The 25297-nt window shown below is 69.6% G+C and carries 28 protein-coding genes; 23 read left to right on the top strand and 5 right to left on the bottom strand.

Features of this window, described 5'->3' with window-relative positions; genetic code table 11:
• Window positions 1-151 precede the first annotated feature (151 nt).
• The 16 genes from rpsH to truA all read left to right on the top strand — a co-directional run bounded on the left by rpsH (window position 152) and on the right by truA (window position 10491).
• Window positions 152-550 (top strand): 30S ribosomal protein S8, encoded by a 399-nt coding sequence (gene rpsH, locus JO379_RS15020; RefSeq protein ID WP_087927570.1) that lies wholly within the window; start codon window positions 152-154, stop codon window positions 548-550.
• Window positions 551-571: 21 nt separating this feature from the next.
• Window positions 572-1111 carry a 50S ribosomal protein L6 gene (gene rplF / locus JO379_RS15015; RefSeq protein ID WP_130878991.1) on the top strand — a complete coding sequence of 180 codons (540 nt, stop codon included), beginning with the start codon at window positions 572-574 and terminating at the stop codon, window positions 1109-1111.
• Between the two features lie 3 nt (window positions 1112-1114).
• Window positions 1115-1498: a 50S ribosomal protein L18 gene (gene rplR / locus JO379_RS15010; protein WP_130878992.1), complete on the top strand. Its 384-nt coding sequence runs from the start codon at window positions 1115-1117 to the stop codon at window positions 1496-1498.
• A 46-nt stretch (window positions 1499-1544) separates the two neighbouring features.
• Complete coding sequence (gene rpsE / locus JO379_RS15005) at window positions 1545-2147, top strand: 30S ribosomal protein S5 (protein ID WP_116212431.1); 603 nt, start codon at window positions 1545-1547, stop codon at window positions 2145-2147.
• Window positions 2147-2329: a 50S ribosomal protein L30 gene (gene rpmD, locus JO379_RS15000; RefSeq protein ID WP_087927574.1), complete on the top strand. Its 183-nt coding sequence runs from the start codon at window positions 2147-2149 to the stop codon at window positions 2327-2329. The genes rpsE and rpmD overlap by 1 nt, the downstream gene beginning before the upstream one ends.
• A gap of 1 nt (window position 2330) precedes the next feature.
• The gene (gene rplO / locus JO379_RS14995; RefSeq protein WP_130878993.1) at window positions 2331-2786 is read left to right on the top strand and encodes a 50S ribosomal protein L15; all 456 of its coding nucleotides are present in this window, start codon (window positions 2331-2333) and stop codon (window positions 2784-2786) included.
• A gap of 202 nt (window positions 2787-2988) precedes the next feature.
• Window positions 2989-4302, top strand: a complete 1314-nt coding sequence (secY, locus tag JO379_RS14990; RefSeq protein WP_130878994.1) for a preprotein translocase subunit SecY — start codon at window positions 2989-2991, stop codon at window positions 4300-4302.
• On the top strand, window positions 4302-4952 hold the full coding sequence (locus JO379_RS14985; protein ID WP_130878995.1) for an adenylate kinase: 651 nt from the start codon (window positions 4302-4304) through the stop codon (window positions 4950-4952). The genes secY and JO379_RS14985 overlap by 1 nt, the downstream gene beginning before the upstream one ends.
• Before the next feature lie 247 nt (window positions 4953-5199).
• On the top strand, window positions 5200-6036 hold the full coding sequence (map, locus tag JO379_RS14980) for a type I methionyl aminopeptidase (RefSeq protein WP_130878996.1): 837 nt from the start codon (window positions 5200-5202) through the stop codon (window positions 6034-6036).
• 316 nt (window positions 6037-6352) lie between these two features.
• On the top strand, window positions 6353-6574 hold the full coding sequence (gene infA, locus JO379_RS14975; RefSeq protein ID WP_003956442.1) for a translation initiation factor IF-1: 222 nt from the start codon (window positions 6353-6355) through the stop codon (window positions 6572-6574).
• A gap of 61 nt (window positions 6575-6635) precedes the next feature.
• Window positions 6636-6749 carry a 50S ribosomal protein L36 gene (gene rpmJ, locus JO379_RS14970; RefSeq protein ID WP_003956441.1) on the top strand — a complete coding sequence of 38 codons (114 nt, stop codon included), beginning with the start codon at window positions 6636-6638 and terminating at the stop codon, window positions 6747-6749.
• Between the two features lie 180 nt (window positions 6750-6929).
• Window positions 6930-7310 (top strand): 30S ribosomal protein S13, encoded by a 381-nt coding sequence (rpsM, locus tag JO379_RS14965; RefSeq protein WP_130878997.1) that lies wholly within the window; start codon window positions 6930-6932, stop codon window positions 7308-7310.
• Window positions 7311-7379: 69 nt separating this feature from the next.
• On the top strand, window positions 7380-7784 hold the full coding sequence (gene rpsK / locus JO379_RS14960; RefSeq protein ID WP_003948617.1) for a 30S ribosomal protein S11: 405 nt from the start codon (window positions 7380-7382) through the stop codon (window positions 7782-7784).
• 143 nt (window positions 7785-7927) lie between these two features.
• The gene (locus JO379_RS14955) at window positions 7928-8950 is read left to right on the top strand and encodes a DNA-directed RNA polymerase subunit alpha (protein ID WP_209515329.1); all 1023 of its coding nucleotides are present in this window, start codon (window positions 7928-7930) and stop codon (window positions 8948-8950) included.
• Window positions 8951-9089: 139 nt separating this feature from the next.
• A complete protein-coding gene (gene rplQ, locus JO379_RS14950) occupies window positions 9090-9554 on the top strand; it encodes a 50S ribosomal protein L17 (RefSeq protein WP_130878998.1) in 465 nt (154 codons plus the stop codon).
• A gap of 82 nt (window positions 9555-9636) precedes the next feature.
• Complete coding sequence (gene truA / locus JO379_RS14945; RefSeq protein WP_130878999.1) at window positions 9637-10491, top strand: tRNA pseudouridine(38-40) synthase TruA; 855 nt, start codon at window positions 9637-9639, stop codon at window positions 10489-10491.
• An 84-nt stretch (window positions 10492-10575) separates the two neighbouring features.
• On the opposite strand, the gene JO379_RS14940 is transcribed toward truA, so the two are convergent.
• Window positions 10576-12687: a glycosyltransferase family 4 protein gene (locus JO379_RS14940; protein ID WP_130879000.1), complete on the bottom strand. Its 2112-nt coding sequence runs from the start codon at window positions 12685-12687 to the stop codon at window positions 10576-10578.
• Window positions 12688-12838: 151 nt separating this feature from the next.
• A complete protein-coding gene (locus tag JO379_RS14935; RefSeq protein ID WP_209515326.1) occupies window positions 12839-15013 on the bottom strand; it encodes a glycosyltransferase family 4 protein in 2175 nt (724 codons plus the stop codon).
• Window positions 15014-15222: 209 nt separating this feature from the next.
• On the opposite strand from JO379_RS14935, the gene JO379_RS14930 reads away from it, so the two are divergent.
• Entirely contained in the window at window positions 15223-15987 is a 765-nt protein-coding gene (locus tag JO379_RS14930) for a hypothetical protein (RefSeq protein WP_209515323.1), read from the top strand.
• A gap of 195 nt (window positions 15988-16182) precedes the next feature.
• A complete protein-coding gene (locus JO379_RS14925) occupies window positions 16183-16962 on the top strand; it encodes a hypothetical protein (protein WP_209515320.1) in 780 nt (259 codons plus the stop codon).
• A 33-nt stretch (window positions 16963-16995) separates the two neighbouring features.
• Here the strand turns inward: JO379_RS14925 and JO379_RS14920 are convergent, their stop codons facing one another.
• Window positions 16996-18045 (bottom strand): hypothetical protein, encoded by a 1050-nt coding sequence (locus JO379_RS14920; RefSeq protein ID WP_207303947.1) that lies wholly within the window; start codon window positions 18043-18045, stop codon window positions 16996-16998.
• 54 nt (window positions 18046-18099) lie between these two features.
• Here JO379_RS14920 and JO379_RS14915 point away from each other — a divergent pair, with 54 nt between their 5' ends.
• From JO379_RS14915 to glmM, 4 genes are all read left to right on the top strand, one after another.
• Window positions 18100-19719, top strand: a complete 1620-nt coding sequence (locus JO379_RS14915) for an ABC-F family ATP-binding cassette domain-containing protein (protein ID WP_130879004.1) — start codon at window positions 18100-18102, stop codon at window positions 19717-19719.
• A 369-nt stretch (window positions 19720-20088) separates the two neighbouring features.
• Complete coding sequence (gene rplM / locus JO379_RS14910; RefSeq protein WP_130879005.1) at window positions 20089-20535, top strand: 50S ribosomal protein L13; 447 nt, start codon at window positions 20089-20091, stop codon at window positions 20533-20535.
• Between the two features lie 44 nt (window positions 20536-20579).
• Complete coding sequence (gene rpsI, locus JO379_RS14905) at window positions 20580-21092, top strand: 30S ribosomal protein S9 (protein ID WP_130879006.1); 513 nt, start codon at window positions 20580-20582, stop codon at window positions 21090-21092.
• 179 nt (window positions 21093-21271) lie between these two features.
• Window positions 21272-22630, top strand: a complete 1359-nt coding sequence (gene glmM / locus JO379_RS14900; protein ID WP_130879007.1) for a phosphoglucosamine mutase — start codon at window positions 21272-21274, stop codon at window positions 22628-22630.
• Between the two features lie 181 nt (window positions 22631-22811).
• On the opposite strand, the gene JO379_RS14895 is transcribed toward glmM, so the two are convergent.
• A complete protein-coding gene (locus tag JO379_RS14895) occupies window positions 22812-23750 on the bottom strand; it encodes a DUF389 domain-containing protein (RefSeq protein WP_130879008.1) in 939 nt (312 codons plus the stop codon).
• Between the two features lie 11 nt (window positions 23751-23761).
• Window positions 23762-24754: a type I pantothenate kinase gene (gene coaA, locus JO379_RS14890; protein WP_130879009.1), complete on the bottom strand. Its 993-nt coding sequence runs from the start codon at window positions 24752-24754 to the stop codon at window positions 23762-23764.
• A gap of 283 nt (window positions 24755-25037) precedes the next feature.
• Here coaA and JO379_RS14885 point away from each other — a divergent pair, with 283 nt between their 5' ends.
• The gene (locus JO379_RS14885; RefSeq protein WP_130879010.1) at window positions 25038-25286 is read left to right on the top strand and encodes a hypothetical protein; all 249 of its coding nucleotides are present in this window, start codon (window positions 25038-25040) and stop codon (window positions 25284-25286) included.
• The last annotated feature ends 11 nt before the right edge of the window (window positions 25287-25297 follow it).

Genomic DNA, 25297 nt, shown 5'->3' with positions numbered 1-25297 from the left:
TTTCGCTCGCGTACAGTAGAAGGGTTGGGCGCCCGCCGCCCATGACCGTCTTACTACGCCGTAGGTCCCCGCGCCGCACCCGTCCCGACTCTGCTCGGGGAGAGGGATGGCGCAGATAGGAAACCACGGCGAGAGAGGCCGAAGGCCAAACATGACCATGACCGATCCGATCGCAGACATGCTGACGCGTCTGCGAAACGCTAACTCGGCATACCACGACTCCGTGTCGATGCCGCACAGCAAGATCAAGTCGCACATCGCGGAGATCCTCCAGCAGGAGGGCTACATCACCGGCTGGAAGGTCGAGGACGCCGAGGTCGGCAAGTCCCTGACCCTCGAGCTGAAGTTCGGCCCGAACCGCGAGCGCTCGATCGCCGGCATCAAGCGCATCTCGAAGCCGGGCCTGCGGGTCTACGCAAAGTCCACCAACCTGCCGAAGGTCCTCGGCGGCCTGGGCGTGGCGATCATCTCCACGTCCCACGGTCTCCTGACCGGCCAGCAGGCCAGCAAGAAGGGCGTGGGTGGGGAAGTCCTCGCCTACGTCTGGTAATCGGGAACGGAGGAAAAGCCAATGTCGCGTATTGGACGGCTGCCCATCCAGGTTCCCGCTGGTGTGGACGTCACCATCGATGGCCGTACGGTGCATGTGAAGGGCCCCAAGGGTTCCCTCGCGCACGCCGTGTCCGCGCCCATCGAGATCGCTAAGGCCGAGGACGGCACTCTTGTCGTCACTCGTCCGAACGACGAGCGTCAGAACAAGGCCCTGCACGGCCTGTCCCGCACGCTGGTGGCGAACATGATCACCGGCGTGACCCAGGGCTACAGCAAGGCTCTTGAGATCAGCGGTGTCGGTTACCGCGTCCAGGCGAAGGGCTCCAACCTGGAGTTCGCCCTGGGCTACAGCCACCCGATCCTGATCGAGGCCCCCGAGGGCATCACCTTCAAGGTGGAGTCCCCGACCAAGCTCAGCGTCGAGGGCATCGACAAGCAGAAGGTCGGCGAGGTCGCCGCCAACATCCGCAAGCTTCGCAAGCCTGACCCTTACAAGGCCAAGGGCGTGAAGTATGCGGGTGAGGTCATCCGCCGCAAGGTCGGAAAGGCTGGTAAGTAAGCCATGGCATACGGTGTGAAGATCGCTAAGGGCGACGCCTACAAGCGTGCCGCCATTAAGCGTCGCCACATCCGCGTTCGTAAGCGGATTTCCGGCACGCCCGAGCGTCCCCGCCTCGTGGTGACGCGCTCGAACCGCCACATGGTGGCCCAGGTCATCGACGACATCGCGGGCCACACGCTCGCGTCGGCGTCGACCCTGGACTCGTCCATCCGTGGCGGCGAGGGTGACAAGAGCGCCCTGGCCAAGCAGGTCGGCGCGCTTGTCGCCGAGCGTGCGAAGGCCGCCGGCGTCGAGGCCGTCGTGTTCGACCGCGGTGGCAACCAGTACGCCGGGCGCATTGCCGCTCTGGCGGACGCCGCCCGCGAAGCCGGGCTGAAGTTCTAAGCCCCGGTTCCGGAGCTAGCGGACGTAACAGAGAGAGGTAAATCCAATGGCTGGACCCCAGCGCCGCGGAAGCGGTGCCGGTGGCGGCGAGCGGCGGGACCGGAAGGGTCGCGACGGTGGCGCTGCCGCCGAGAAGACCGCGTACGTTGAGCGCGTTGTCGCGATCAACCGCGTCGCCAAGGTTGTCAAGGGTGGTCGCCGCTTCAGCTTCACCGCGCTGGTCGTGGTGGGCGACGGTGACGGCACCGTAGGTGTCGGATACGGCAAGGCCAAGGAAGTTCCCGCGGCCATCGCCAAGGGCGTGGAAGAGGCCAAGAAGAACTTCTTCAAGGTCCCGCGCATCCAGGGCACCATCCCGCACCCCATCCAGGGCGAGAAGGCCGCGGGCGTCGTCCTGCTCAAGCCTGCTTCCCCCGGTACCGGTGTTATCGCCGGTGGCCCGGTGCGTGCGGTGCTCGAGTGCGCCGGCGTCCACGACATCCTGTCGAAGTCGCTCGGTTCTTCGAACCCGATCAACATCGTGCACGCCACGGTGACCGCGCTTCAGGGCCTTCAGCGCCCCGAGGAGATCGCGGCCCGTCGTGGCCTGCCGCTGGAAGACGTCGCCCCCGCCGCACTGCTGCGGGCGCGTGCCGGGGCGGGTGCGTAATGGCTCGCCTCAAGGTCACGCAGGTTAAGTCCTACATCGGTAGCAAGCAGAACCACCGCGACACCCTGCGTTCGCTCGGGCTCAAGCGCCTGAACGACGTGGTTGTCAAGGAGGACCGTCCCGAGATCCGCGGCATGGTGCAGACCGTCCGCCACCTCGTGACGGTTGAGGAGGTCGACTGACATGGCGGAGCAGAACCCGCTGAAGGTCCACAACCTCCGGCCCGCCCCGGGCGCCAAGACCGCCAAGACCCGTGTGGGTCGTGGTGAGGCGTCCAAGGGTAAGACCGCAGGTCGTGGTACCAAGGGCACCAAGGCCCGTTACCAGGTTCCGCAGCGCTTCGAGGGCGGGCAGATGCCCCTCCACATGCGTCTGCCGAAGCTCAAGGGCTTCAAGAACCCGTTCCGCGTCGAGTTCCAGGTCGTGAACCTGGACAAGCTGGCCGCGCTCTACCCGCAGGGTGGCGAGGTCACGGTGGCCGATCTGGTCGCCAAGGGCGCGGTTCGTAAGAACCAGCTCGTGAAGGTGCTCGGCACCGGCGAGATCTCCGTGGCGCTGCAGGTGACGGTTGACGCCGTCTCCGGCTCCGCCCAGGAGAAGATTGTCGCCGCTGGCGGCACCGTCACCGAGCTCGTCTGAGCTCGTTGATCTGACAACCGGGGATGTCCCAAAAGGGGCATCCCCGGTTGGTCGTTCCAAGGGGGGCACGGTCGCCGGTAAGGTGGCGTGCACTGTTACAGTCCGCGCGGCATGAGTCCGTGCGGATTTTGACTGATATGTATTCGTCGATCCTCAAGACCGTCACCTCTCGCGCGGCTGCGTGAGGGGCGCAGGAGGCACCGTGCTCACCGCGTTCGCCCGGGCGTTCAAGACGCCCGACCTGCGCAAGAAGCTGCTGTTCACGCTGGGCATCATGGTGCTCTTCCGGCTCGGGGCGCACGTACCCGTTCCCGGCGTCGACTACCAGAACGTTCAGACGTGCATGGACCAGGCCAAGAGCGGTCAGGGCCTCTTCGGCCTCGTGAACATGTTCAGCGGTGGCGCGCTGCTGCAAATCACGATCTTCGCGCTCGGGATCATGCCGTACATCACGGCGAGCATCATCCTGCAGTTGCTCACCGTCGTCATTCCACGTCTGGAAGCCCTCAAGAAGGAGGGCCAGACCGGCCAGGCAAAGATCACGCAGTACACGCGTTATCTGACCGTCGCCCTCGCGATCCTGCAGGGCACCGGCCTGGTGGCCACCGCCAGCAACGGCGCGCTCTTCGGCAACTGCACCGTCGGCAACCAGATCGTCCCGGACAAGTCGATCTTCGCTACGGCCGTCATGGTCATCACCATGACCGCGGGCACCGCGCTGATCATGTGGCTCGGTGAGCTCATCACCGACCGCGGCATCGGCAACGGCATGTCGATCCTGATGTTCACGTCCATCGCCGCCGGCTTCCCGGGCGCCCTCTGGGCGATCAAGATGCAGGGCAACCTGATGGGCGGCTGGCTGGAGTTCGGCCTGGTCATCCTGTGCGGTCTGGCGATGGTCGGCCTCGTCGTCTTCGTCGAGCAGGCCCAGCGCAGGATCCCCGTTCAGTACGCCAAGCGCATGATCGGCCGCCGTTCCTACGGCGGTACGTCCACCTACATTCCGCTCAAGGTCAACCAGGCGGGCGTGATCCCGGTCATCTTCGCCTCGTCGCTGCTGTACATCCCGGCCCTGCTGGTGCAGTTCACCAACTCCAAGGCGGGCTGGGCGAACTGGGTCCAGGCCAACCTGGTCAAGGGTGACCACCCGATCTACATGGCCACGTACTTCCTGCTGATCGTCTTCTTCGCGTTCTTCTATGTCGCCATCTCCTTCAACCCCGAAGAAGTTGCCGACAATATGAAGAAGTATGGTGGGTTCATCCCGGGTATCCGGGCAGGACGTCCCACCGCGGAGTACCTGAGCTACGTGCTGAATCGCATCACGTGGCCCGGCTCTCTCTACCTGGGCCTGATCGCCCTCGTGCCGACCGTGGCTCTGGTCACACTTAACGCGGACCAGAACTTCCCGTTCGGTGGAACCAGCATCCTGATCATCGTCGGTGTTGGCCTGGAGACTGTGAAGCAGATCGAGAGCCAGCTTCAGCAGCGCAATTACGAAGGGTTCCTCCGCTGATGCGAATCGTCCTCGTCGGGCCGCCCGGCGCCGGCAAGGGAACGCAGGCCGCGTACCTTGCCAAGAACCTCGCGATCCCGCACATCTCGACGGGCGACCTCTTCCGGGCGAACATCAGCCAGGGCACACCGCTCGGGCAGAAGGCCCAGGAGTACATGCGCGCCGGTCAGCTCGTGCCGGACGAGGTCACCATCGGCATGGCCAAGGACCGCATGGAGCAGGCCGACGCCACCGACGGCTTCCTGCTGGACGGCTTCCCGCGCAACCTGGCCCAGGCCGAGGCGCTGGACGGGATCCTGAAGGCCGACGGGCTGAAGCTCGACGCCGTCCTGGACCTGGAGGTCCCGGAGGACGAGGTCGTCAAGCGGATCGCCGGTCGCCGCATCTGCCGCAACGAGAGCAGCCACGTCTTCCACGCGATCTACAACCCGCCGAAGACCGAGGGTGTCTGCGACGCCTGCGGCGGCGAGCTGTACCAGCGCGAGGACGACAGCGAAGAGACCGTTCGCAAGCGCCTCGAGGTCTACCACAGCGAGACCGAGCCGATCATCGACTACTACAAGGCCCAGGGCCTCGTGGTGACGATCTCGGCGCTCGGCAAGGTCGCCGAGGTCACCCAGCGGGCCATGGCCGCGCTGGACCGCGACTGACCTCGCCGGTCACCCCAGCAGTCGCATACGGCCGCGATGCCCGCCCGGGCATCGCGGCCGTATTGTGTATGGGGCGGTCACGCCCCGCGCAGGACCGAGGACGCCCCGGGCCCGCCGGACCTCCTCCGACGCGCTCACGCCCTCGGGGCAGAGCCTGACGACGGTCCCGCGGGCACACCGTCACCAGATGCGTGGTGGCACAAGCCGCGCGAGGTTCCATCCGTCGTTCAGAAAGGCGCCAGCCGTCATGGTCGAGATCAAGACCCCGGACCAGATCGCGAAGATGCGCGAGGCGGGGCTGGTCGTCGCCGCCATCCACGCCGCCACCCGGGAGGCGGCCGTTCCGGGCGCCACGACCAAGGACCTGGACGAGGTGGCCCGCAAGGTGATCGCCGACCACGGTGCGAAGTCGAACTTCCTGGGCTACGGCGGTTTCCCCGCCACGATCTGCACCTCGGTGAACGAGGTCGTCGTGCACGGCATCCCGGACACCAAGACCGTCCTCAAGGACGGCGACATCATCTCCATCGACGCCGGCGCCATCATCGACGGCTGGCACGGTGACGCCGCCTTCACGGCCTTCGTGGGCACCGGACACGCCCCGGAGCTGCTGGAGCTCTCCCGGGTGACCGAGGAGTCCATGTGGGCCGGTATCGCCGCCGTGAAGAACGGCAACCGCCTGGTGGACATCTCCCGGGCCATCGAGGGCTACATCCGCCGCCAGCCCCGCCCGGCCTCGGGCAAGTACGGGATCATCGAGGACTACGGCGGGCACGGCATCGGCAGCGAGATGCACATGGACCCGCACCTGCTGAACTACGTCTCCCGCAAGCGCGGCAAGGGCCCGAAGCTGGTCCCCGGCTTCTGCATCGCCATCGAGCCCATGGTCAGCCTCGGCACGGCGCGTACGCACGTCCTCGAGGACGACTGGACGGTCCTGACGAACGACGGCACCTGGTCCTCGCACTGGGAGCACTCCGTGGCGCTCACGGAGGAGGGCCCGCTGGTCCTCACGGCGGTCGACGGCGGCAAGGCGAAGCTCGCGGAGTACGGCGTCGTGGCGGCGCCCGACCCGCTGGCGTAAGCCGGCCGGTCCCACCGGACGGAGTCCGGTGCAGCCGCTCGAAGCTTGTGAGGCGCCCCGGCGCCGATCCCGCGAGAGCGGCGTCAGGGGGAGAGGTCCCGCTGGCCTGAGCCGGTCCCGCGGGAGCGGTCTCGCTCTGGTGAGCGAGGTCTGAGCCAGCTTAAGGATCTTTGCGGCGGGGCAGTGGACCTGGATTAGTCTTTCCGGTTGCCCTGACGTAGACTGATGCGTCGGCTCTCGTGTATCCCCATGCCTGCGTCCGTATAGGTATGGGCTCAGGAGAGTCGATCAAGGTAGCCGATTCGAAAGGCGAAGCGTGGCCAAGAAGCAAGGTGCCATCGAGATCGAGGGCACCGTGATCGAGTCTCTGCCGAACGCGATGTTCAAGGTAGAGCTCCAGAACGGTCACAAGGTCCTCGCGCACATCAGCGGCAAGATGCGGATGCACTACATCCGCATCCTCCCGGATGACCGGGTCGTCGTGGAGCTGTCTCCCTACGACCTGACGCGTGGCCGGATCGTCTACCGCTACAAGTAGATCTTGTCGACGCCCCCCTTCGGGCGGGGTGACGGCACTGACCCGGAGAACCTCACATCCCATGAAGGTCAAGCCGAGCGTCAAGAAGATCTGCGACAAGTGCAAGGTGATCCGCCGTCACGGCCGGGTCATGGTCATCTGCGACAACCTGCGCCACAAGCAGCGCCAGGGCTGACGCAGAACCTGCACCTCGCAGTACTTCGCGCGACGCAAGCGAATTTTTGTACATACGCAGACACCCGACCCCCGCGTGATCACGCGAGGGGACGACACCCCCGGCGGAGGCCGGGGACCCGGCTCGTAACTCTTACGGGAACGGTGCTGCGGAAGACCTCCGACACACAGGAGCCAATCAATGGCACGCCTTTCCGGCGTTGACCTCCCGCGCGACAAGCGCGTTGAGGTCGCCCTCACCTACGTCTTCGGCATCGGGCGCACCCAGTCGCAGAAGGCGCTGGAAGCGACCGGCGTCAACCCCAACACCCGCGTTCGTGACCTGGCCGAAGAGGACCTGGTCAAGCTCCGCGAGTACGTGGACGCGAACCTCAAGACCGAGGGTGACCTCCGTCGCGAGATCCAGGCCGACATCCGCCGCAAGGTCGAGATCGGCTGCTACCAGGGTCTGCGCCACCGTCGTGGCCTGCCCGTCCACGGTCAGCGCACCAGCACGAACGCTCGTACCCGCAAGGGCCCGCGTCGCGCGATCGCCGGCAAGAAGAAGCCGGGCAAGAAGTAGTCCTCAGCGGACGCTCATCAGCGGTCTTCGCTGTAGGACCGATCACCTCCACTCCACAGGAGTAAAGACATGCCTCCTAAGGGCCGTCAGGGTGCAGCCAAGAAGGTGCGCCGCAAGGAAAAGAAGAACGTCGCTCACGGGCACGCCCACATCAAGAGCACGTTCAACAACACCATCGTTTCGATCACGGACCCCACGGGCAACGTGATCTCCTGGGCCTCCGCCGGCCACGTCGGCTTCAAGGGCTCGCGCAAGTCCACTCCGTTCGCCGCGCAGATGGCCGCCGAGTCGGCTGCCCGTCGCGCGCAGGAGCACGGCATGCGCAAGGTCGACGTCTTCGTCAAGGGTCCGGGTTCCGGTCGTGAGACCGCCATCCGTTCGCTGCAGGCGACCGGCCTCGAGGTTGGCTCCATCCAGGACGTCACCCCGACCCCGCACAACGGCTGCCGTCCGCCCAAGCGTCGCCGCGTCTGATCCAACGGGTCCTCCGACCCGCTGATCATCTTCGCGCCGCTTGAAACGGCACACGGGCGGTACGGCTCCTTCGAGCCGTGCCGCCCGTACCCTTGGACCTAGGCATCAAATAGTGGGTGCCTAAGACTGGAAGGCAACATCTCATGCTGATCGCTCAGCGCCCCTCGCTGACCGAAGAGGTCGTCGACGAGTTCCGCTCCCGGTTCGTGATCGAGCCGCTGGAGCCGGGCTTCGGCTACACCCTCGGCAACTCCCTGCGTCGTACGCTCCTCTCCTCGATCCCGGGTGCGGCGGTCACGTCCATCCGTATCGACGGTGTCCTGCACGAGTTCACCACCGTGCCGGGCGTCAAGGAAGACGTCACCGACCTCATCCTCAACATCAAGCAGCTGGTCGTCTCCTCGGAGCACGACGAGCCGGTCGTGATGTACCTGCGCAAGCAGGGCCCCGGCCTGGTCGCCGCTGCTGACATCGCCCCCCCGGCCGGCGTCGAGGTGCACAACCCCGACCTGGTCCTGGCGACCCTGAACGCCAAGGGCAAGCTGGAGATGGAGCTGACCGTCGAGCGCGGTCGCGGCTACGTCTCCGCCGTCCAGAACAAGCAGGTGGGCCAGGAGATCGGCCGTATCCCGGTCGACTCCATCTACTCGCCGGTTCTCAAGGTCACCTACAAGGTCGAGGCGACCCGTGTCGAGCAGCGCACCGACTTCGACAAGCTGATCGTCGACGTCGAGACCAAGCAGGCCATGCGCCCGCGTGACGCCATGGCGTCCGCCGGTAAGACCCTGGTCGAGCTGTTCGGTCTGGCCCGCGAGCTCAACATCGACGCCGAGGGCATCGACATGGGCCCGTCCCCCACGGACGCCGCCCTTGCCGCCGACCTGGCGCTGCCGATCGAGGAGCTCGAGCTCACGGTCCGCTCGTACAACTGCCTCAAGCGCGAGGGCATCCACTCCGTGGGTGAGCTCGTCGCCCGCTCCGAGGCCGACCTGCTCGACATCCGCAACTTCGGTGCGAAGTCGATCGACGAGGTCAAGGCGAAGCTGGCCGGCATGGGCCTGGCCCTCAAGGACAGCCCGCCCGGATTCGACCCGACCGCCGCGGCGGACGCCTTTGGCGCCGACGACGACGCGGACGCGGGTTTCGTCGAGACCGAGCAGTACTGATCCTGACCCGTCCGGCGGCTGGGGCTTTGTCCCCAAGCGCCGGACGGGCTTGATCCACACACTTTCCGGTGGGCAACCGCCCGCTGGGACCTGACATCGGTACCTGATACGGCCGGTGCAGAGAACAAGGAGAAACACCATGCCGCGTCCCGCAAAGGGTGCCCGTCTGGGCGGCAGCGCCGCGCACGAGAAGCTGCTCCTGGCGAACCTCGCCAAGTCGCTCTTCGAGCACGGCCGCATCACCACCACCGAGGCCAAGGCCCGTCGCCTTCGTCCGGTCGCCGAGCGTCTGATCACCAAGGCGAAGAAGGGCGACATCCACAACCGTCGCCAGGTGCTGCAGACGATCACGGACAAGAGCATCGTCCACGTGCTCTTCACCGAGATCGCCCCGCGCTTCGCCGAGCGTCCGGGTGGTTACACCCGTATCACGAAGATCGGCAACCGTCGTGGCGACAACGCCCCGATGGCCGTGATCGAGCTCGTCGAGGGCGAGATCGCCAAGAAGGCGACCGTCGCCGAGGCCGAGGCCGCCACCAAGCGTGCGGTCAAGGAGTCCGAGGCTGCTGCCGAGGCTCCGGCCGAGGAGTCCAAGGACGCCTGACGCATTTGATGCGTGTGTACGGACGGGTCCGCTCCCTCTTGCCAGGGGGCGGGCCCGTCCCGCATTTCTGAGAGGAACTCTGGTGAGTGACGAGGCGGAGCCCGGTTTCGTCCGGGTGCGGCTGGACCTGTCGTACGACGGCAAGGACTTCTCCGGCTGGGCCAAGCAGCGCGCGGGACAGCGCACGGTGCAGGGCGAGATCGAGAACGCGCTCCGGACGGTGACCCGTTCCGACCGGACCTATGAGCTGACGGTCGCCGGCCGCACGGACTCGGGCGTGCACGCGCGCGGCCAGGTCGCGCACGTCGATCTGCCGGTCGAGGTGTGGGCCGAGCACGAGGAGAAGCTGCTGCGCCGGCTCGCCGGCCGACTCTCGCACGATGTGCGGGTGTGGAAGGTCGCGGAGGCACCGGCCGGTTTCAACGCCCGCTTCTCGGCGGTCTGGCGGCGGTACGCCTACCGGGTGGTCGACCACATCGGTGGTGTCGATCCGCTGTTGCGCGGTCATGTCCTGTGGCACGACTGGCCGTTGGACGTCGAGGCGATGAACGCCGCGTCGCAGGCGCTGCTCGGTGAGCACGACTTCGCGGCGTACTGCCGCAAGCGCGAGGGGGCGACGACCATTCGCACGCTCCAGCAGCTGAGTTGGGAGCGTGACGCGTCCGGCGTCGTCACCGCGACCGTACGGGCGGACGCCTTCTGCCACAACATGGTGCGTTCGCTGGTGGGCGCCCTGCTGTTCGTCGGTGACGGGCACCGGCCGGTGGAGTGGCCCGGCAAGGTGCTGGCCGCGCGGGTGCGGGATTCCGCGGTGCATGTGGTGCGGCCGCACGGTTTGACGCTGGAAGAGGTGGGTTACCCCGCTGATTCGGAGCTGGCCGCGCGGAACCTCGCGGCGCGGAATCGTCGGACGCTGCCTGGCGCGGGGTGCTGTTAGGGATTCGGGGCTCCGCCCCGGAGCCCGGTCCTCAATCGCCGGACGGGCTCAATTGTTGCGCCCGTCCGGCCGTCGAGGCCGGCTTTACGAACCGTCCACCGGGCAGCTGACTGCCAGATCGCTGTTGACCGTGAAGTACGGGCGGACGCCGTCCACGGTCGGGTAGAGATCCGTCTTGTTGCGGTCGACGATGTCGCCGACGAGGCGGGCGATCTTGATGGGTTCGCCGTCCGGGGTCAGCCGCAGGGCCAGGTCCCAGACGGTGTTCTCGCCGACCGCGCGGGCGGCGCGCAGCCGCTCGTAGGGCAGGGCGACGGTGAAGGCCGCCTTGTCCACGACGATCGCCTCCGCCGTCACCGGCTCGGCACCCTCGACGCGCGGTGTGCCGACGACGACCGGGTTGCTCTCGGCGGTGAACTCGACGCCGTGCAGGGTTCCTTCGACCATCAGCGCGGCGCCGCCCTGGCGCACCGCGCGGGCCTCCGCGTGCCGGGTGCGGTGCCAGGCGCGCAGCGCGAGGTAGCCGTCGACGGTCGGGTAGGGGATCCACCAGGTGAACGGGGTGCCGGGCAGCGGCTCCAGCTCCACCAGGCCGCGTCCTTCGGCGAGATGGGAGACGACCCGGCGGCGGGCGCCGTCCTCGCCCCGGACGACGTGCAGGTCCCAACGGCCTTCTCCGAGGCGGAGTTCGCGGCGGTCGAGGACGGCCGTCCAGGGGCCGGTCGCGGTGGCCGGCTGCCGGAGGGGGACGCTGACGGGCTTGCCCTCCTTGCGGCGGGTGACCGTCAGGGAGAGGTTGTCGCCGGAGAGGCCCTTGCGGTCGACGGAGACGTGGATGTTGCCGTCGGCGTCGACGCGGCAGGAGGCGGTGCAGCGCAGCGGCTTGCGGACGATGTCCTTGAGGGCTGCCTTCACCGTGGGCTTGGCGGGCTTGGCCACCGTGCGGCGCAGCGGGCGGATGATCTTCCCGGCGGTGCGGCGCAGCATTTTCGCCAGCGGTACGGGTGCGGCGGCGGCCTCGTCCGTGGTGGTGCCGGTCGCGGTGGTGGCGGCGGTGTCGCCGCCCAGGCTCGCGATCAGTTCCTCGTACTGCCGGGCGATGGAGTCCGGGTGGTAGCGCTCGGCGGATTCGCGGGCGGCGCGGCCCATGGCGTGGCGCAGTTCGTCGTCCTCGATGAGCTTGAGGAGGCCCTTGGCGATGCCGTCGCTGTCGCCGACGGGGACGAGGAGGCCGTCGGTGCCGTCGTTGATGATCTCGCCGGGGCCGTGCGGGCAGTCGGTGGCGACGACGGGGACGCCGCAGTTCATCGCCTCGACGATCGTCATGCCGAAGGACTCCTCGCGGGAGGTCACGGCGGCGATGGAGCCCTTGGCCCACTCGGTCTCGATGGGCGAGTGGGCGCCCATGAGCGTGATGTGCTCGTTGAGGCCGAGCGTGTCGATCTGTTCGCGCAGCTTGGCCTGCTGCGGGCCGCGGCCGTAGATGCGCAGGCGCCAGTCGGGGTGGGCGGCGGCGACGGTGGCCCAGGCCTTGACCAGCAGGTCGTAGCGCTTGACGGGGATGAGGCGGCCCGCGGCGACGACGAGCTTGGCGCTGCCGTCGGAGGGCTCGACCTCGGACGCCGGGACGCCGTTCGGCAGGGCGATCAGCTTGGTCCTGATGCCCGGGAACTGCTCGCGGTGGGTGGTGGCGTCGGCCTCGGAGACGGCGGTGTGGGCGTCGAGGTGCGGGATGGCGCGGTCCTGGGCGGCGCGGATGTTCGGCTCGTGGGTGCCGTAGATCCGGTGCTCCTGGCCGATCCGCAGATAGCGGTCCTGGCCGAACTCGGCGAGGTACATCACCAGTCCGGGCCGGGTGGCGATGACGACGTCGGCGTCGGTGCGGGCGAGGTGCTCGGCGACGCGCTTGTCGGTGAGGGCGCTGAAGTGGGCGCCCTTGGCCTCGACGGGCGGGACGTGCGCGCTGTCCTGCTGGAGCAGCGGGTTGTCCCGGTCGGCGCCCGTCTCGGCCCGGGTGTCGACGAGGTGGACGAGCTTGACCTTGCCGTGCAGGGGGAGCTTGGGCGTGCCACCGGTTCTGTGGATCGACACGATCTCCACGTCGTGCCGGGCGGCGAGCGCGCCGGCGACGTTGAACGTGGAGCGGATGGTGCCGCCGATGCCGTAGGCGTTCTGCAAAAGGAAAGAGATCTTCATGGCGGTGTGTGCGCGTCGCGTCGCGGCGTCGCGTCCGTCCTTCCCCCTGGCCTGGGTGTCCGAGTCGTCCCCTCTTGACCGGACCGCTCGGTAACTGCGGTCCGATCCGCCGAATAAGACCGTTGGGAGGGGTATCGGTTGCCTGCGCAGCCTACATTGTGGCTTGCGTCACATCCCGGACGTCAAGGGTGAGGTCGTTCTCGGGATCGAACAGCGGTCGAACGGCGACCGGGCCGCGCTCGGGATGGGTGAGGGTGCGGGCCGGGTGGACGTCGGTGCGCTTGCGGTCCACGCTGTCGCCGACGAGCCGTCCGACGGGCACGAGCGGGGCGCCCGGGGCGGGGCGCAGCCGCAGCTGCCATACGTCGCGCGCGGTGCCGCGCCGGGTGAGGAGCCGCTCGTAGGGCAGGGTGCAGCGCAGCCGCCGGCCGTCGAGGGCGGTGACCGGGACCTCGACGTCGTACGCGCTGTCCTCCGGCGACACGGCGACCAGCGTGGTGGCCTGCGGGTCGAGGACGGCCCCGTCGCCGTACAGGAGGGCGGTGACGGTGAGGGAGTCCTCGCCGACGGCGATCCGCTCCAGCTCGGCGTGGGCCGGGCGCAGCCAGGTGCGCAGGGTCAGGGAGCCCGCGGCCGTGGTGTACGGGACCCAGGCGGAGACCTGTCCGTCGTCGGTCAGCGGCAGGGTCAGCAGCCGGGCCTGTTCGACGAGGGCGGCGGCGACGCGGGCGCGCTTGCCGTCGTCGGCCCGCTCGACGTGGAAGTCCCAGCGGCCCTCGGCGAGCCGGGTGCCGGCCCGGTCGAGGACGGCCGTCAGCGGGCCCTTGCCGTAGCCGGGGTGGGCGAGCGGGAGCACGATGCGTTCACCGGCGCCGGTGCCGTCGGTGCCGCGCAGCCGGCCGACAAGGGTCAGCCACTCGCCGGTGACCCCGGCGCGGGGCAGCCGCACGGTGAGGCCGCCGTCCGCGGTGGAGCGGGCGGACGCCTTGGGGCGCAGTGCCTTGAGCGGCGCGGGCGTGGGCGCGGCGACCGGGGCGGGGGCCGGGGGCGCGGGCTTGCGGCGCAGCGGGCGGACGAGGCGGGCGGCGGTGCGGCGCAGGCTGCTCGCCGGGGCCGCGGCCGGAGCCGGCTTGGCCGCCGGGGCCGCCTTGGCCGCGGGTGCGGGAGCCTCGGGCAGCAGCTCGGGGCGGAGCGTACGGACGATGTCCTCGAACCGCTCGGCGATGCGGGCGGGCGCGTACCGCTGGGCGGATTCGCGGGCGGCGCGGCCCATGGCGCGGCGCAGTTCGTCGTCCTCGATGAGCTTGAGGAGGCCCTTGGCGATGCCGTCGGCGTCGCCGACGGGGACGAGGAGGCCGTCGGTGCCGTCGTTGATGATCTCCCCGGGGCCGTGCGGGCAGTCGGTGGCGACCACCGGGACACCGCAGTGCATGGCCTCGACGATCGTCATGCCGAAGGATTCGTAGTCCGAGGTGACGGCGGCGATGGAGCCCTTGGCCCACTCGGTCTCGATGGGGGAGTGGGGGCCCATGAGCTGGATGTGCTCGTTCAGGCCGAGCTCGTCGATCTGCGTGCGGAGCGCGGCGCGCTCGGGGCCGCGGCCGTAGATGCGCAGGGTCCAGTCGGGGCGCTCGGCGGCCACCTTGGCGAAGGCCTCGACGAGCAGGCCGTAGCGCTTGACGGGGATGAGCCGCCCGGCGGCGACGACCAGCTTGGTGTCGCTTTCGGAGGGCTCGACCGCGTCGGCGGGCACGCCGTTGGGCAGCGCGACGATGTGCGTGCGGGCGTCCGGGAAGTGCTCCCGGTGCGTGACGGCGTCGGCCTCGGAGACGGTGGTGTGCGCGTCGAGGCGGGGGATGGCGCGGTCCTGGGCGGCGCGGATGCCCGGCGCGTGGGAGCCGTGGATCAGGTGCTCCTGGCCGATGCGCAGGAAGCCGCGGTCGGTGGCGCACTCGGTGAGATAGACGAGCAGTCCGGGCCGGGTGGCAATCACGACGTCGGCGTCGGTGGCCTCCAGGTACTGGGAGACACGCAGATCGGCGAGGCGGGTGAACGCCTTGACCGAGCCCTCGGGGTGCGGCAGCAGCGCGCTCGGCTCCTGCTGGAGCTCGTTGTCGCTCTCGCAGCCCGCCTCGTCCTTGCGGATGTCGATCAGGGACGTGAGCCTGACCTTGCCGCTGACGGGCAGTTGGGGCGTGTCGGCGCCGCGGTAGACCGAGACGATCTCGACGTCGTGGCGGGCGGCGAGCGCGCCGGCGAGGTTGGCGGTCGCGCGGATGGTGCCGCCGATGCCGTAGGCGTTGTGAATCAGAAACGCGATCTTCATGAGCGTACGGAAGCGCGCCACCCCCCGGGCGCCGCGCGGGCCCCTCTCCCTGGCGATCCCTGCGGAACTGGTCTACCGCTCGGTACGGTGCGCGATGAGTACGCCCGTTAGTACGAGTGACCGAACTGTAGATGTATAGGTAAAGGACCTGCAAGCGCCGATAGGGGACATACGGCGCTTTTCACCGCGAACCCAAGGGGTTGGGCACTGTGAAGCGGACTGTGGTGCGTCTGGTGGGGGCCGTCGTGGCGGTGGCCGCGCTGGGAATGACGACCGCGTGCGGCGGTTCGGACGACGGCGGGGGCGGGGGCGACGGGAACGCCAGGACCCTGGGCGACGACCGCGCCACCACCAAGGGCCCCGGCTCCGGGGCCAAGGCGCTCGGTACGGCGCGGGTGGCCTCGGCCGTCCTGGAATCGGCGGACGCCAAGGGATACGCCGTCACCAGGATGTCGAAGGAGGAGTTCACCAGCGCGAAGGCCCCCAAGGCCAAGCAGGCCGAGTGCCAGCCCCTCGCGGCCCTCCTCGGCTCCTCCCCGGACCCGGCGCCCGCTGCCTGGGCCGTCAGCACCTTCGCCGTGCAGGACTCCAAAGCCGGGGCCATGGGGGGAATGGGCATGCTGGAAGTGTCCTCCTACGAGGGCGACGGCGCCGAGAGAACGCTCGCGAACCTCGGCAAAGCCGTCCGGGACTGCGCGGACGGCTTCAAGATGACCACCGGTGCGGGCACCGAGCAGACGTTCGGCGCGGTCGAGCCCCTCGACGCGCCGAAGCTGGGCGACGAGGCCGTCGCCTACCGCGCGGTGGACAAGGCCTCCGGCGCGCCGAGCCTCTACACGGTGGTGCGCAGCGGGGCCAACGTTTCCATGATCTTCGCCGCGAACATGATGGACCCGGCCAAGGCCACGATGGACCCGAACCTGGTGAAGGCGCAGGTCGCCAAGGTGGAGAAGACCGCCAAGGCGACGGGCTGAACCTCCGGGGCGCCGCGCGTCCGGCCGCGCCGCGCCCCTGCCGGGCGCCCGGCCCCGCACCGCTGTGCCGTCCGCCCCCGCCGTCCGCGCGTGAGACCGCCTCGCGGCGGGTAATCGAGCACCGGGCGTGGCGTCGTCGTGGGCCCGGCGGGCGCTGGGAGGCTGGGTGATGTGAAAGCGAAGGTGGCGGCCTCCGTGGCCGCGGTGGCAGTCCTGTCGGCACTGGCCCTGACGGCCGGGTGCACCGGTGGCGCGCCCGACCGCGTCGACGACAAAGAGGCCAAGGGGGACCGGCGGGACACCGGGCGGGTGCTCAGCACCGACCAGCTCCGACACGCCGAGCTGGGGCCGAGAGAGGTCCCCGGCTTCCAGATCGAGCGCGCGTCGATAGGGACGGCCGGGCACGGCAGGCCCCGGACGGACAGCGCGCCCTGCCGGCCGCTGGTGGCCCTCCTCGGCTCCAGACCGCAGCCCGCCCCCGCCGCCTCGGTGGTCAACACCTTCGCCAAGGCGGGCGACGGCCACCACTTCGACGGTCTGCTGGGCACGATCCGCGTCTCGGCCTACGACCGGGACGGCGCCGCCGCCACGCTCAAGCAGCTGCGCCGGGCCGCCGCGGCCTGCGCGGACGGCTTCGGGATGACGACCGGGGAGGGCGAGCAGCAGACCTTCAAGGCGGTCGAGACGCTTCAGCCGCCGTCCCTGGGGGACGAGGCGGTCGCCTACCGCCTGGCCAACGCGGCGGAGAAGGCACCCAGCCTCGTCACCGTCGTGCGGACCGGCAGCAATCTCTCGCTGTTCTTCGCGACGAGCCTGTCCGACCCGGAGGGCGTGGAGATCCCCAGGGAGCTGGTCGAGGCGCAGGTCGGGAAGATCGAGAAGCTGGCGAACGCGGAGCGGGTGCCCACCGCGCCGCCCTCGCCCTCCACCCTCGTGGCGCCGGAGGGCGGCGAGGCGGGGGACAGCGTCGAATAGGCACGAGCGACCGGGAGGGAAGGGGCGCTCGCGTCAGGCGCTCTTGTTCGAGTCGCCCGAGTCACCCGAGTCGTCCGCGTTGTCTGCGTTGTCGGCTCCCGCCTTGGCCGTCTTGGACGACTTGGGCGACGGCGACTTCACCGAGGCCGCGGCCTGGGCGTTGGCGCGGGCCATGATGCGCCGGAAGGTGTAGCCCGACACGTCCCGCCCGGCGGTGCGCGCCTTGGTGTCGTCCGAGTCGACGGCCTTGCCGCTGGTGTACCCGGCGACGGTGAAGTAGGCGTAGCGGCCCTCGGCGTTGGCCGTCAGACGGCAGGCGGTGCCCTTGCAGAAGCTCGGCCCGTCGTCGTCGGGCAGTGCGGCGATATTGCCGGTCGACTGCGACTTCGCCTTGTCGGCCGCTTCCTTGGTGTCGAAGACGGCGACCCCGACGGTGACGGCGACCCCGTCCCGGACGTAGGTGGCGCGCAGCACCTTGCGGCAGCCGTTGTCGCTGAGCACGGAGCCCAGCCCGCCCTGGGCGGCGGAGGCGCAGTCGCTGGTGGTGTCGGTGGCCACCTTCTTGTACGTGCGCTTGTTGAGCGAGGGCTTGGAGTGCGGGAAGAGCGACTTCGTGGTGAGCGGCGCCTTGTCCTTCTCGGCGCTGGCGATGAACTCCCGCGGATTGGGCGGGGGCGGCGGCGCCACCGGGGAGAACGACGGCTCCGGCGAGGAACCGCCATGGGGGAGCTTCCCGGCGGACGGCGGCTTCTTGCCCGACTCCTTGCCGGAGCTCGCCACGGCCGTCGCCACGATCCCGGCCACCGCGCCGGCGGCCAGCACGCCACCGCCGACCAGCAGCCACTTGCGACGCCGCCCGCGGGCCTCCGTGGTGGCGGCGAGCGCCGCCCAGTCCGGCGTCGACGCGTCCCCGAGCGGGGGCGGCGGGCCGTACGGGCTCGGTATCTGCCCGCCCGGCGGCAGCTGTCCGCCCGGTGGCCCTTGCGGATCCGGTGTGAAGTTCGGCGGCGGCGGACCCCATCCAGGAGTCGGCGGCTGAGATCCCCCGGGGGCCTCTTGCGGCCCTCCCTGCCCAAAGCTCATGGCGTGCATCGTAAACCGGTTGGTCACCGCCCCGGGAGCGGCGAGAATTCGGGCATGGGACATGTGGAAGCGGGACATCTGGAGTACTACCTTCCGGACGGCAGGGTGCTGCTCGGAGATGTGTCGTTCCGGGTCGGGGAAGGCGCGGCGGTCGCCCTCGTCGGGGCGAACGGCGCGGGCAAGACCACGCTGCTGCGGCTGATCGCGGGCGAGCTGCAGCCGCACGGCGGATCGGTGTCGGTCACCGGCGGACTGGGCGTGATGCCGCAGTTCGTGGGCTCCGTACGGGACGAGCGGACCGTCCGTGACCTGCTGGTTTCCGTGGCCGGGCCGAGCATCCGGCAGGCCGCCGCGGCCGTCGACGAGGCCGAGCACGCGATCATGACGCGTGATGACGAGGCCGCGCAGATGGCCTACGCCCAAGCCCTCTCCGACTGGGCCGAGGTGCGCGGCTACGAGGCCGAGACCACCTGGGACATGTGCACCACGGCCGCCCTCGGCGTCCCGTACGACCAGGCGCAGTGGCGCCAGGTGCGCACCCTCTCCGGCGGCGAGCAGAAGCGGCTGGTGCTGGAGTCGCTGCTGCGCGGCAGCGACGAGGTACTGCTGCTGGACGAGCCGGACAACTATCTGGACGTACCCGGCAAGCGCTGGCTGGAGGAGAAGCTGCGCGAGACGAAGAAGACCGTGCTCTTCGTCAGCCACGACCGGGAGCTGCTGGCCCGCTCCGCCGAGAAGATCATCAGCGTCGAGCCGGGCCCTGCCGGGTCGGACGTATGGGTGCACGGCGGCGGATTCGGCACGTACCACGAGGCCCGCAAGGAGCGCTTCGCGCGCTTCGAGGAGCTGCGCCGGCGCTGGGACGAGAAGCACGCCCAGCTGAAGAAGCTGGTGCTCAACCTCCGCCAGGCCGCTTCCATCAGCCACGAGCTGGCCTCCCGCTACGCCGCCGCGCAGACCCGGCTGCGGAAGTTCGAGGAGGCGGGGCCCCCGCCGGAGCCGCCGCGCGAGCAGGACATCCGGATGCGGCTGCGCGGCGGCCGCACCGGCGTGCGCGCGGTGACCTGCGAGCAGCTGGAGCTGACCGGCCTCATGAAGCCGTTCGACCTGGAGATCTTCTACGGCGAGCGGGTCGCGGTCCTCGGTTCGAACGGCTCCGGCAAGTCGCACTTCCTGCGGCTGCTGGCCGGGGAGCACGTGCAGCACACCGGCACCTGGAAGCTGGGCGCCCGCGTCGTGGCCGGCCACTTCGCCCAGACCCACGCCCACCCCGAGCTGCTCGGCCGCACGCTGGTCGACATCCTGTGGACGGAGAACGCCAAGGACCGCGGCGCCGCGATGTCCGTGCTGCGCCGGTACGAGCTGGAGAAGCAGGGCGACCAGCTCTTCGAGCGGCTCTCCGGCGGCCAGCAGGCCCGCTTCCAGATCCTGCTGCTGGAGCTCTCCGGCACCACGGCCCTGCTTCTCGACGAGCCGACCGACAACCTCGACCTGGAGAGCGCGGAGGCCCTCCAGGAGGGCCTGGAGTCCTACGACGGCACCGTGCTCTCCGTCACGCACGACCGCTGGTTCGCCCGCTCCTTCGACCGCTTCCTGGTCTTCGGCGCGGACGGCGTCGTCCGAGAGGTATCCGAGCCGGTCTGGGACGAGGGCCGCGTGGCGCGCAAGCGTTAGCCGTGCCCCGGCTGGTTTTGGCTGAGCTCAGCCAAAACCAGCCCGTCCGGCGCTTGGGGACGCGCCCGCAGGGCGCTCGCCGCCGCAGGCGGCACAAAGATCCGCCGGACGGGGCACTAGCGTGCGGGCACCGCACGGCGCAAGCCACCGGGGGCATGTTTTGACCCGGATGGGGGCCGGACGGTAGTCTGCCAGTTCGTTATGCGTATTGGCTTGGTCGTTCTCACGCGAGGGGCCCTTACGCTTGTCCACCGGGCCGATGACCAGCGGCAGGTACTCGGGTTGCGTCCCCGGGTGCGGCCAAGGCTGTCGTGATCGTCCGGGTGGCCTTGTCAGGACCCACTCACACACGAAGCGAAGGCTACGACCGTGCGTACGTTCAGCCCCAAGCCCGGCGATGTCCAGCGCCAGTGGCACATCATTGACGCGCAGGACGTTGTCCTGGGTCGTCTGGCCACTCAGGCCGCCAACCTCCTCCGCGGCAAGCACAAGCCCGTGTACGCGCCGCACATGGACATGGGTGACTTCGTCATCATCATCAACGCCGACAAGGTTCACCTGTCCGGCAACAAGAAGACCCAGAAGATGGCCTACCGCCACTCTGGCTTCCCGGGCGGTCTGCGTTCGGTTCGTTACGACGAGCTGCTCGACAAGAACCCCGAGAAGGCCGTCGAGAAGGCCATCAAGGGCATGGTCCCCAAGAACTCCCTCGGCCGTCAGATGCTCTCGAAGCTGAAGGTGTACTCGGGCAGCGAGCACCCGCACGCCGCGCAGCAGCCGGTTCCGTTCGAGATCACCCAGGTCAAGCAGGGCTAGTCCCGGCCACCGCCGAACCAGACAGAAAGCATCTGAGGAGAATCGTGGCTGAGACCACCGCCGAGACGCCCATCGAGGACATCACCGAGGAGTTCGCGGGCGACGCGACCTTCGAGTCCGAGGAGACCGAGTACACCAGCGAGTCCCTCGCGTCCCGCTTCGGCGACCCGCAGCCGGCCGCCGGCCTGGGCCGTCGCAAGAACGCCATTGCCCGCGTCCGGATCGTTCCGGGCACCGGCAAGTGGAAGATCAACGGTCGCACCCTTGAGGACTACTTCCCCAACAAGGTGCACCAGCAGGAAGTCAACGAGCCCTTCAAGGTGCTCGAGCTCGACGACCGCTACGACGTCATCGCCCGCATCTCGGGTGGCGGCGTGTCCGGCCAGGCCGGCGCCCTGCGCCTCGGCGTGGCCCGTGCGCTCAACGAGGCGGACGTGGACAACAACCGCGGCCCGCTGAAGAAGGCCGGCTTCCTCTCGCGCGACGACCGTGCGGTCGAGCGCAAGAAGGCCGGTCTCAAGAAGGCCCGCAAGGCTCCGCAGTACAGCAAGCGCTAAACAAGCGGCTTCGCTGCTTCTGCTCGAACGCCCCGGCGGCACGATCCGTGCCGCCGGGGCGTTCGGCTATCGGCGGCCCGGGGCGTATACCTGGATGCAATGCCCCGGACCCGGACCCGACACCTCATCTGCGGGGGCGACACCCCCTCCCCCCACCCGCGTTTTTACGGAGGACACCAGTGGGACGACTCTTCGGTACGGACGGTGTGCGCGGTGTCGCCAACGCCGACCTGACGGCGGAGCTGGCGCTCGGCCTGTCGGTCGCCGCGGCGCATGTGCTCGCCGAGGCGGGCACGTTCGAGGGCCATCGGCCGGTGGCCGTGGTCGGCCGTGATCCGCGCGCGTCCGGGGAGTTCCTGGAGGCCGCCGTGGTGGCCGGGCTCGCCAGCGCGGGCGTCGACGTCCTGCGGGTGGGCGTGCTGCCCACGCCGGCCGTCGCCTATCTGACCGGCGCGCTCGGCGCCGACCTCGGCGTGATGCTCTCCGCCAGCCACAACGCCATGCCCGACAACGGCATCAAGTTCTTCGCCCGCGGCGGCCACAAGCTCGCCGACGAGCTGGAGGATCGCATCGAGCGGACCTACCGCGCGCACGCCTCCGGCGAGCCCTGGGACCGCCCCACCGGTGCCGGCGTCGGCCGCGTCCGCGAGTACGACCAGGGCTTCGACAATTACGTCGCGCACCTGATCGGCGTGCTGCCCAACCGCCTGGACGGCCTCAAGGTCGTCATCGACGGCGCCCACGGTGCCGCCTCCCGCGTCTCCCCCGAGGCCTTCGCGCGCGCCGGCGCCGAGGTGATCACCATCGGTACCGACCCCGACGGCCTCAACATCAACCACGAGTGCGGCTCCACGCACCTGGGCAAGCTGCGCGCCGCCGTCGTCGAGCACGGCGCCGACCTGGGCGTGGCCCACGACGGTGACGCCGACCGCTGCCTCGCGGTCGACGGGACCGGCGCGGAGGTCGACGGCGACCAGATCCTCGCCGTGCTCGCCCTCGCCATGCGCGAGGCCGGGACGCTGCGGAAGAACACCGTGGTCGCCACCGTCATGTCCAACCTGGGCTTCAAGCTGGCCATGGAGCGCGAGGGCGTCGACCTCGTCCAGACCTCCGTCGGTGACCGGTACGTCCTGGAGGAGATGAAGGCGAACGGCTTCGCCCTGGGCGGCGAGCAGTCCGGCCACGTCATCGTCCTCGACCACGCCACCACCGGCGACGGCACCCTGACCGGCCTGATGCTGGCCGCCCGGGTCGCCGCCACCGGCCGCTCGCTGGCGGAGCTGGCCGGGGTCATGGAGCGACTGCCGCAGATCCTGATCAACGTCCGCGACGTCGACAAGTCCCGGGTGGGCTCCTCGCCCGAGCTGGCCGCCGCCGTCAACGACGCCGAGCGCGAGCTGGGTGCCACGGGCCGGGTGCTGCTGCGTTCGTCCGGCACGGAGCCGCTGGTGCGGGTCATGGTCGAGGCGGCGGACATCGAGCAGGCGCGGAAGGTGGCCCAGAGCCTGGCCGACGTGGTCAAGTCGGCTTTGGGCTGAGCAGCCTTAGGGCTCTGCCCAGGCCCCGCTCGGGATGGGGGCGCACCACCGCTGCGCGGCGGTGTCCTCAAACGCCGGACGAGCTGAAATCAGCCCGTCCGGCGTTTGAGGACGCGCCCGCAGGGCGCTCGCGGCCGCCGGCCGCCGCCCGGTGATCAGGGAGCAGCCGCCAGGCGAAGAGTCATTTCGCCACGGAGCGCCGCCGCTGATTCGCCCAGAACAACCGCTGAGCGACCAGCGTCAACGTCCCCGCCATGATGATCCCCAGCAGGTTCAGCGCCAGCTGCACCGCCGAGCCACGGGTCTCCGACCAGTCGCCGTAGGACAGGGCGACGGCGGCGTTGGCCGCGGCGGGGACGGTCGTCACCGAGATCGCCACGCCGATCAGCGCGCCCGACTTCGCCGAGGTCAGCGACAGTATCCCGGCGATACCGGCCAGGAACGCCACCACGAAGGAGAAGGCGTCCGGCTGCCAGATGAACGAGGTCTGCGGGCGGTCCGCGAGGAACTTCGCCTCGTGGAAGAGCCCGACCCAGTCCATCAGCAGGCTGAAGCCGCCGGTCAGCACCATCGCCACGGGGAAGCCCACCAGCAGCGCCAGCACCGAGCGCCAGGCGAGGCGGGGCGCCCGCCGGACGATCGCCGTGCAGAGCCCGGCCAGCGGGCCGAACTCCGGGCCGACCGCCATCGCGCCCACGATCAGGATCGCGCTGTCCATGATCACGCCGCAGGCGGCGAGCATCGTCGCGACGGTCAGGAACGCCAGGAAGGTGATGCTGAGCGTCGACTCCTCGTGCGTCTCCTCGACCAGCGACTCCCAGACCACCGCGTCCGCGCCGTCGCCGGGCGCCTCCTCCTCGGCCTCCTCCGCGCGCCGGGAGAGCATCAGCCCCACGTCGTCGACCGAGATCGAGCCGACGTCCGGCAGCCCGGTCGCCCGCAGCCGGGCCAGCAGCCCGTCGGCGGCCTCGCGGGCCACGTCGCACAGCACGATGTCGCCCCGCGGATGACGGGCCGCCTTGGCGAGTACGGCCACATGGGTGACGCCGATGGTCCGCTCCAGCAGCTCGACGATCTCGTCGGTGCGGTCGGGCGGGGTGATCATCCGCAGATGCAGCATGAGTGTCTTTTCTAGAGTTTCCGCAGAGAGAGCCGCTGCACCTTGTGGTCGGGCCCCTTGCGGAGGATCAGGTTCGACCGTCCGCGGGTGGGAGCCACATTCTCCAGCAGGTTCGGCTTGTTGATGGTGCGCCAGTTCCGCCGGGCGTAGTCCAGGGCCTCCTCCTCGGAGACCTGGGTGTACCTGCGGAAGTACGAGTCGGGGTCCTGGAAGGCCGTCGCGCGCAGCTTCCGGAAGCGCTCGTAGTACCAGCGCTCGATGTCGTCGGCCCGCGCGTCGACGTACACGCTGAAGTCGAAGAAGTCGGCCAGCCCGACGCGGGTGCGGCCGTCGCTGCCGGGCAGCGCCGGCTGGAGGACGTTGAGGCCCTCGATGATCAGGATGTCCGGGCGGTGCACGGTCAGCCGCTCGTCGGGCACGATGTCGTAGATCAGGTGGGAGTAGACCGGGGCGGTCACTTCCGCCTTGCCGGCCTTCACGTCCGCGACGAAGCGGGTCAGGGCGCGCCGGTCGTAGGACTCGGGGAAGCCCTTGCGGGACATCAGGCCGCGCCGCTGGAGCTCGGCGTTGGGCAGCAGGAAGCCGTCCGTGGTGACCAGCTCGACGCGCGGGTGCTCGGGCCAGCGGGCCAGCAGCGCCTGGAGCAGTCGGGCGGTGGTCGACTTGCCGACCGCGACGCTGCCCGCGACGCCTATGACGAAGGGCGTGCCCGGCTGGGAGCCGTGGCCGCCGCCCACGTCGCCCAGGAAGGTGTTCAGGGCGCCGCGCAGCTCGCTGGTCGCTCCGACGTAGAGGTTGAGCAGCCGGGAGAGCGGGAGGTAGACGTCCCGGACCTCGTCCAGGTCGATGACGTCGCCGAGCCCGCGCAGCCGCTCGACCTCCTCGGCGGTCAGCGGCAGCGGGGTGTTCTCGCGCAGGGCGCTCCACTCCGCACGGGTCAGATCCACGTACGGGGAGGAGTCGGCGCGGCGTCGTTGCTGCGGCTGCTCTGTGGTGGTCGGCACGGGCCCATTCTGCGCGGGTGGCGGGCGGGGCTCACTTCGGGGGCTCCTTGGAGCGCGTACTGGCGGTTACCCCGGGCGTGCGCCGGGTGCGTATCCGGACCTGTGTCCAGGTGTGGGATTCGGGTGTTCTTTGTGGGGTTTATGGGGTGTGGGAGCGGGATTGTGGGACACAAGCGGGTGACGTTCGGCCTCATTCCCTGTACCTACCGGTGGGTCGGAGCTACGTTCCAGCCACTCCGGACGCCCCACTGCCACCGGAGCCCCCCACCCTCAGAGGGACACCGTGTTCGCTCTCAGATCCCTGCGCCGCCGTCACGGACGCCACGCCCCCCACGGCTGCGGCACCGACCGGTCCGCCTTCGCCGACCAGGTGAAGAGCGAGCTGACCGACGAGCTGCCGGACGAGGACCTCGGTCAGGACCTGGAGGACTGCCTGGCCGTGTACGAGCTGGGCAGCAAGCCGCGCTGCGAGGAGGTCGAGTACCTCGAACTCGTCCAGGAAGCCATCGACCGGATCGACCGCGGCCGTTGAGTCCTGGGCCT

The sequence above is a fragment of the Streptomyces syringium genome (assembly GCF_017876625.1).
GTDB lineage: Bacteria > Actinomycetota > Actinomycetes > Streptomycetales > Streptomycetaceae > Streptomyces > Streptomyces syringius.
This window is presented reverse-complemented; position numbering and strand designations above follow the sequence as displayed.

Bases quoted from the DNA above. Each gene is read 5' to 3' on its own strand.
- rpmJ (WP_003956441.1), top strand. From the start codon at position 6,636: ATGAAGGTCAAGCCGAGCGTCAAGAAGATCTGCGACAAGTGCAAGGTG.
- rplO (WP_130878993.1), top strand. From the start codon at position 2,331: ATGGCGGAGCAGAACCCGCTGAAGGTCCACAACCTCCGGCCCGCCCCG.
- JO379_RS14985 (WP_130878995.1), top strand. From the start codon at position 4,302: ATGCGAATCGTCCTCGTCGGGCCGCCCGGCGCCGGCAAGGGAACGCAG.
- rpsH (WP_087927570.1), top strand. From the start codon at position 152: ATGACCATGACCGATCCGATCGCAGACATGCTGACGCGTCTGCGAAAC.
- rpmD (WP_087927574.1), top strand. From the start codon at position 2,147: ATGGCTCGCCTCAAGGTCACGCAGGTTAAGTCCTACATCGGTAGCAAG.
- JO379_RS14895 (WP_130879008.1), bottom strand. From the start codon at position 23,750: ATGCTGCATCTGCGGATGATCACCCCGCCCGACCGCACCGACGAGATC.
- JO379_RS14915 (WP_130879004.1), top strand. From the start codon at position 18,100: ATGGGACATGTGGAAGCGGGACATCTGGAGTACTACCTTCCGGACGGC.
- rplR (WP_130878992.1), top strand. From the start codon at position 1,115: ATGGCATACGGTGTGAAGATCGCTAAGGGCGACGCCTACAAGCGTGCC.
- rplF (WP_130878991.1), top strand. From the start codon at position 572: ATGTCGCGTATTGGACGGCTGCCCATCCAGGTTCCCGCTGGTGTGGAC.
- JO379_RS14935 (WP_209515326.1), bottom strand. From the start codon at position 15,013: ATGAAGATCGCGTTTCTGATTCACAACGCCTACGGCATCGGCGGCACC.
- rpsE (WP_116212431.1), top strand. From the start codon at position 1,545: ATGGCTGGACCCCAGCGCCGCGGAAGCGGTGCCGGTGGCGGCGAGCGG.
- rpsM (WP_130878997.1), top strand. From the start codon at position 6,930: ATGGCACGCCTTTCCGGCGTTGACCTCCCGCGCGACAAGCGCGTTGAG.
- JO379_RS14920 (WP_207303947.1), bottom strand. From the start codon at position 18,045: ATGAGCTTTGGGCAGGGAGGGCCGCAAGAGGCCCCCGGGGGATCTCAG.
- rplQ (WP_130878998.1), top strand. From the start codon at position 9,090: ATGCCGCGTCCCGCAAAGGGTGCCCGTCTGGGCGGCAGCGCCGCGCAC.
- rpsK (WP_003948617.1), top strand. From the start codon at position 7,380: ATGCCTCCTAAGGGCCGTCAGGGTGCAGCCAAGAAGGTGCGCCGCAAG.
- map (WP_130878996.1), top strand. From the start codon at position 5,200: ATGGTCGAGATCAAGACCCCGGACCAGATCGCGAAGATGCGCGAGGCG.
- JO379_RS14940 (WP_130879000.1), bottom strand. From the start codon at position 12,687: ATGAAGATCTCTTTCCTTTTGCAGAACGCCTACGGCATCGGCGGCACC.
- JO379_RS14955 (WP_209515329.1), top strand. From the start codon at position 7,928: ATGCTGATCGCTCAGCGCCCCTCGCTGACCGAAGAGGTCGTCGACGAG.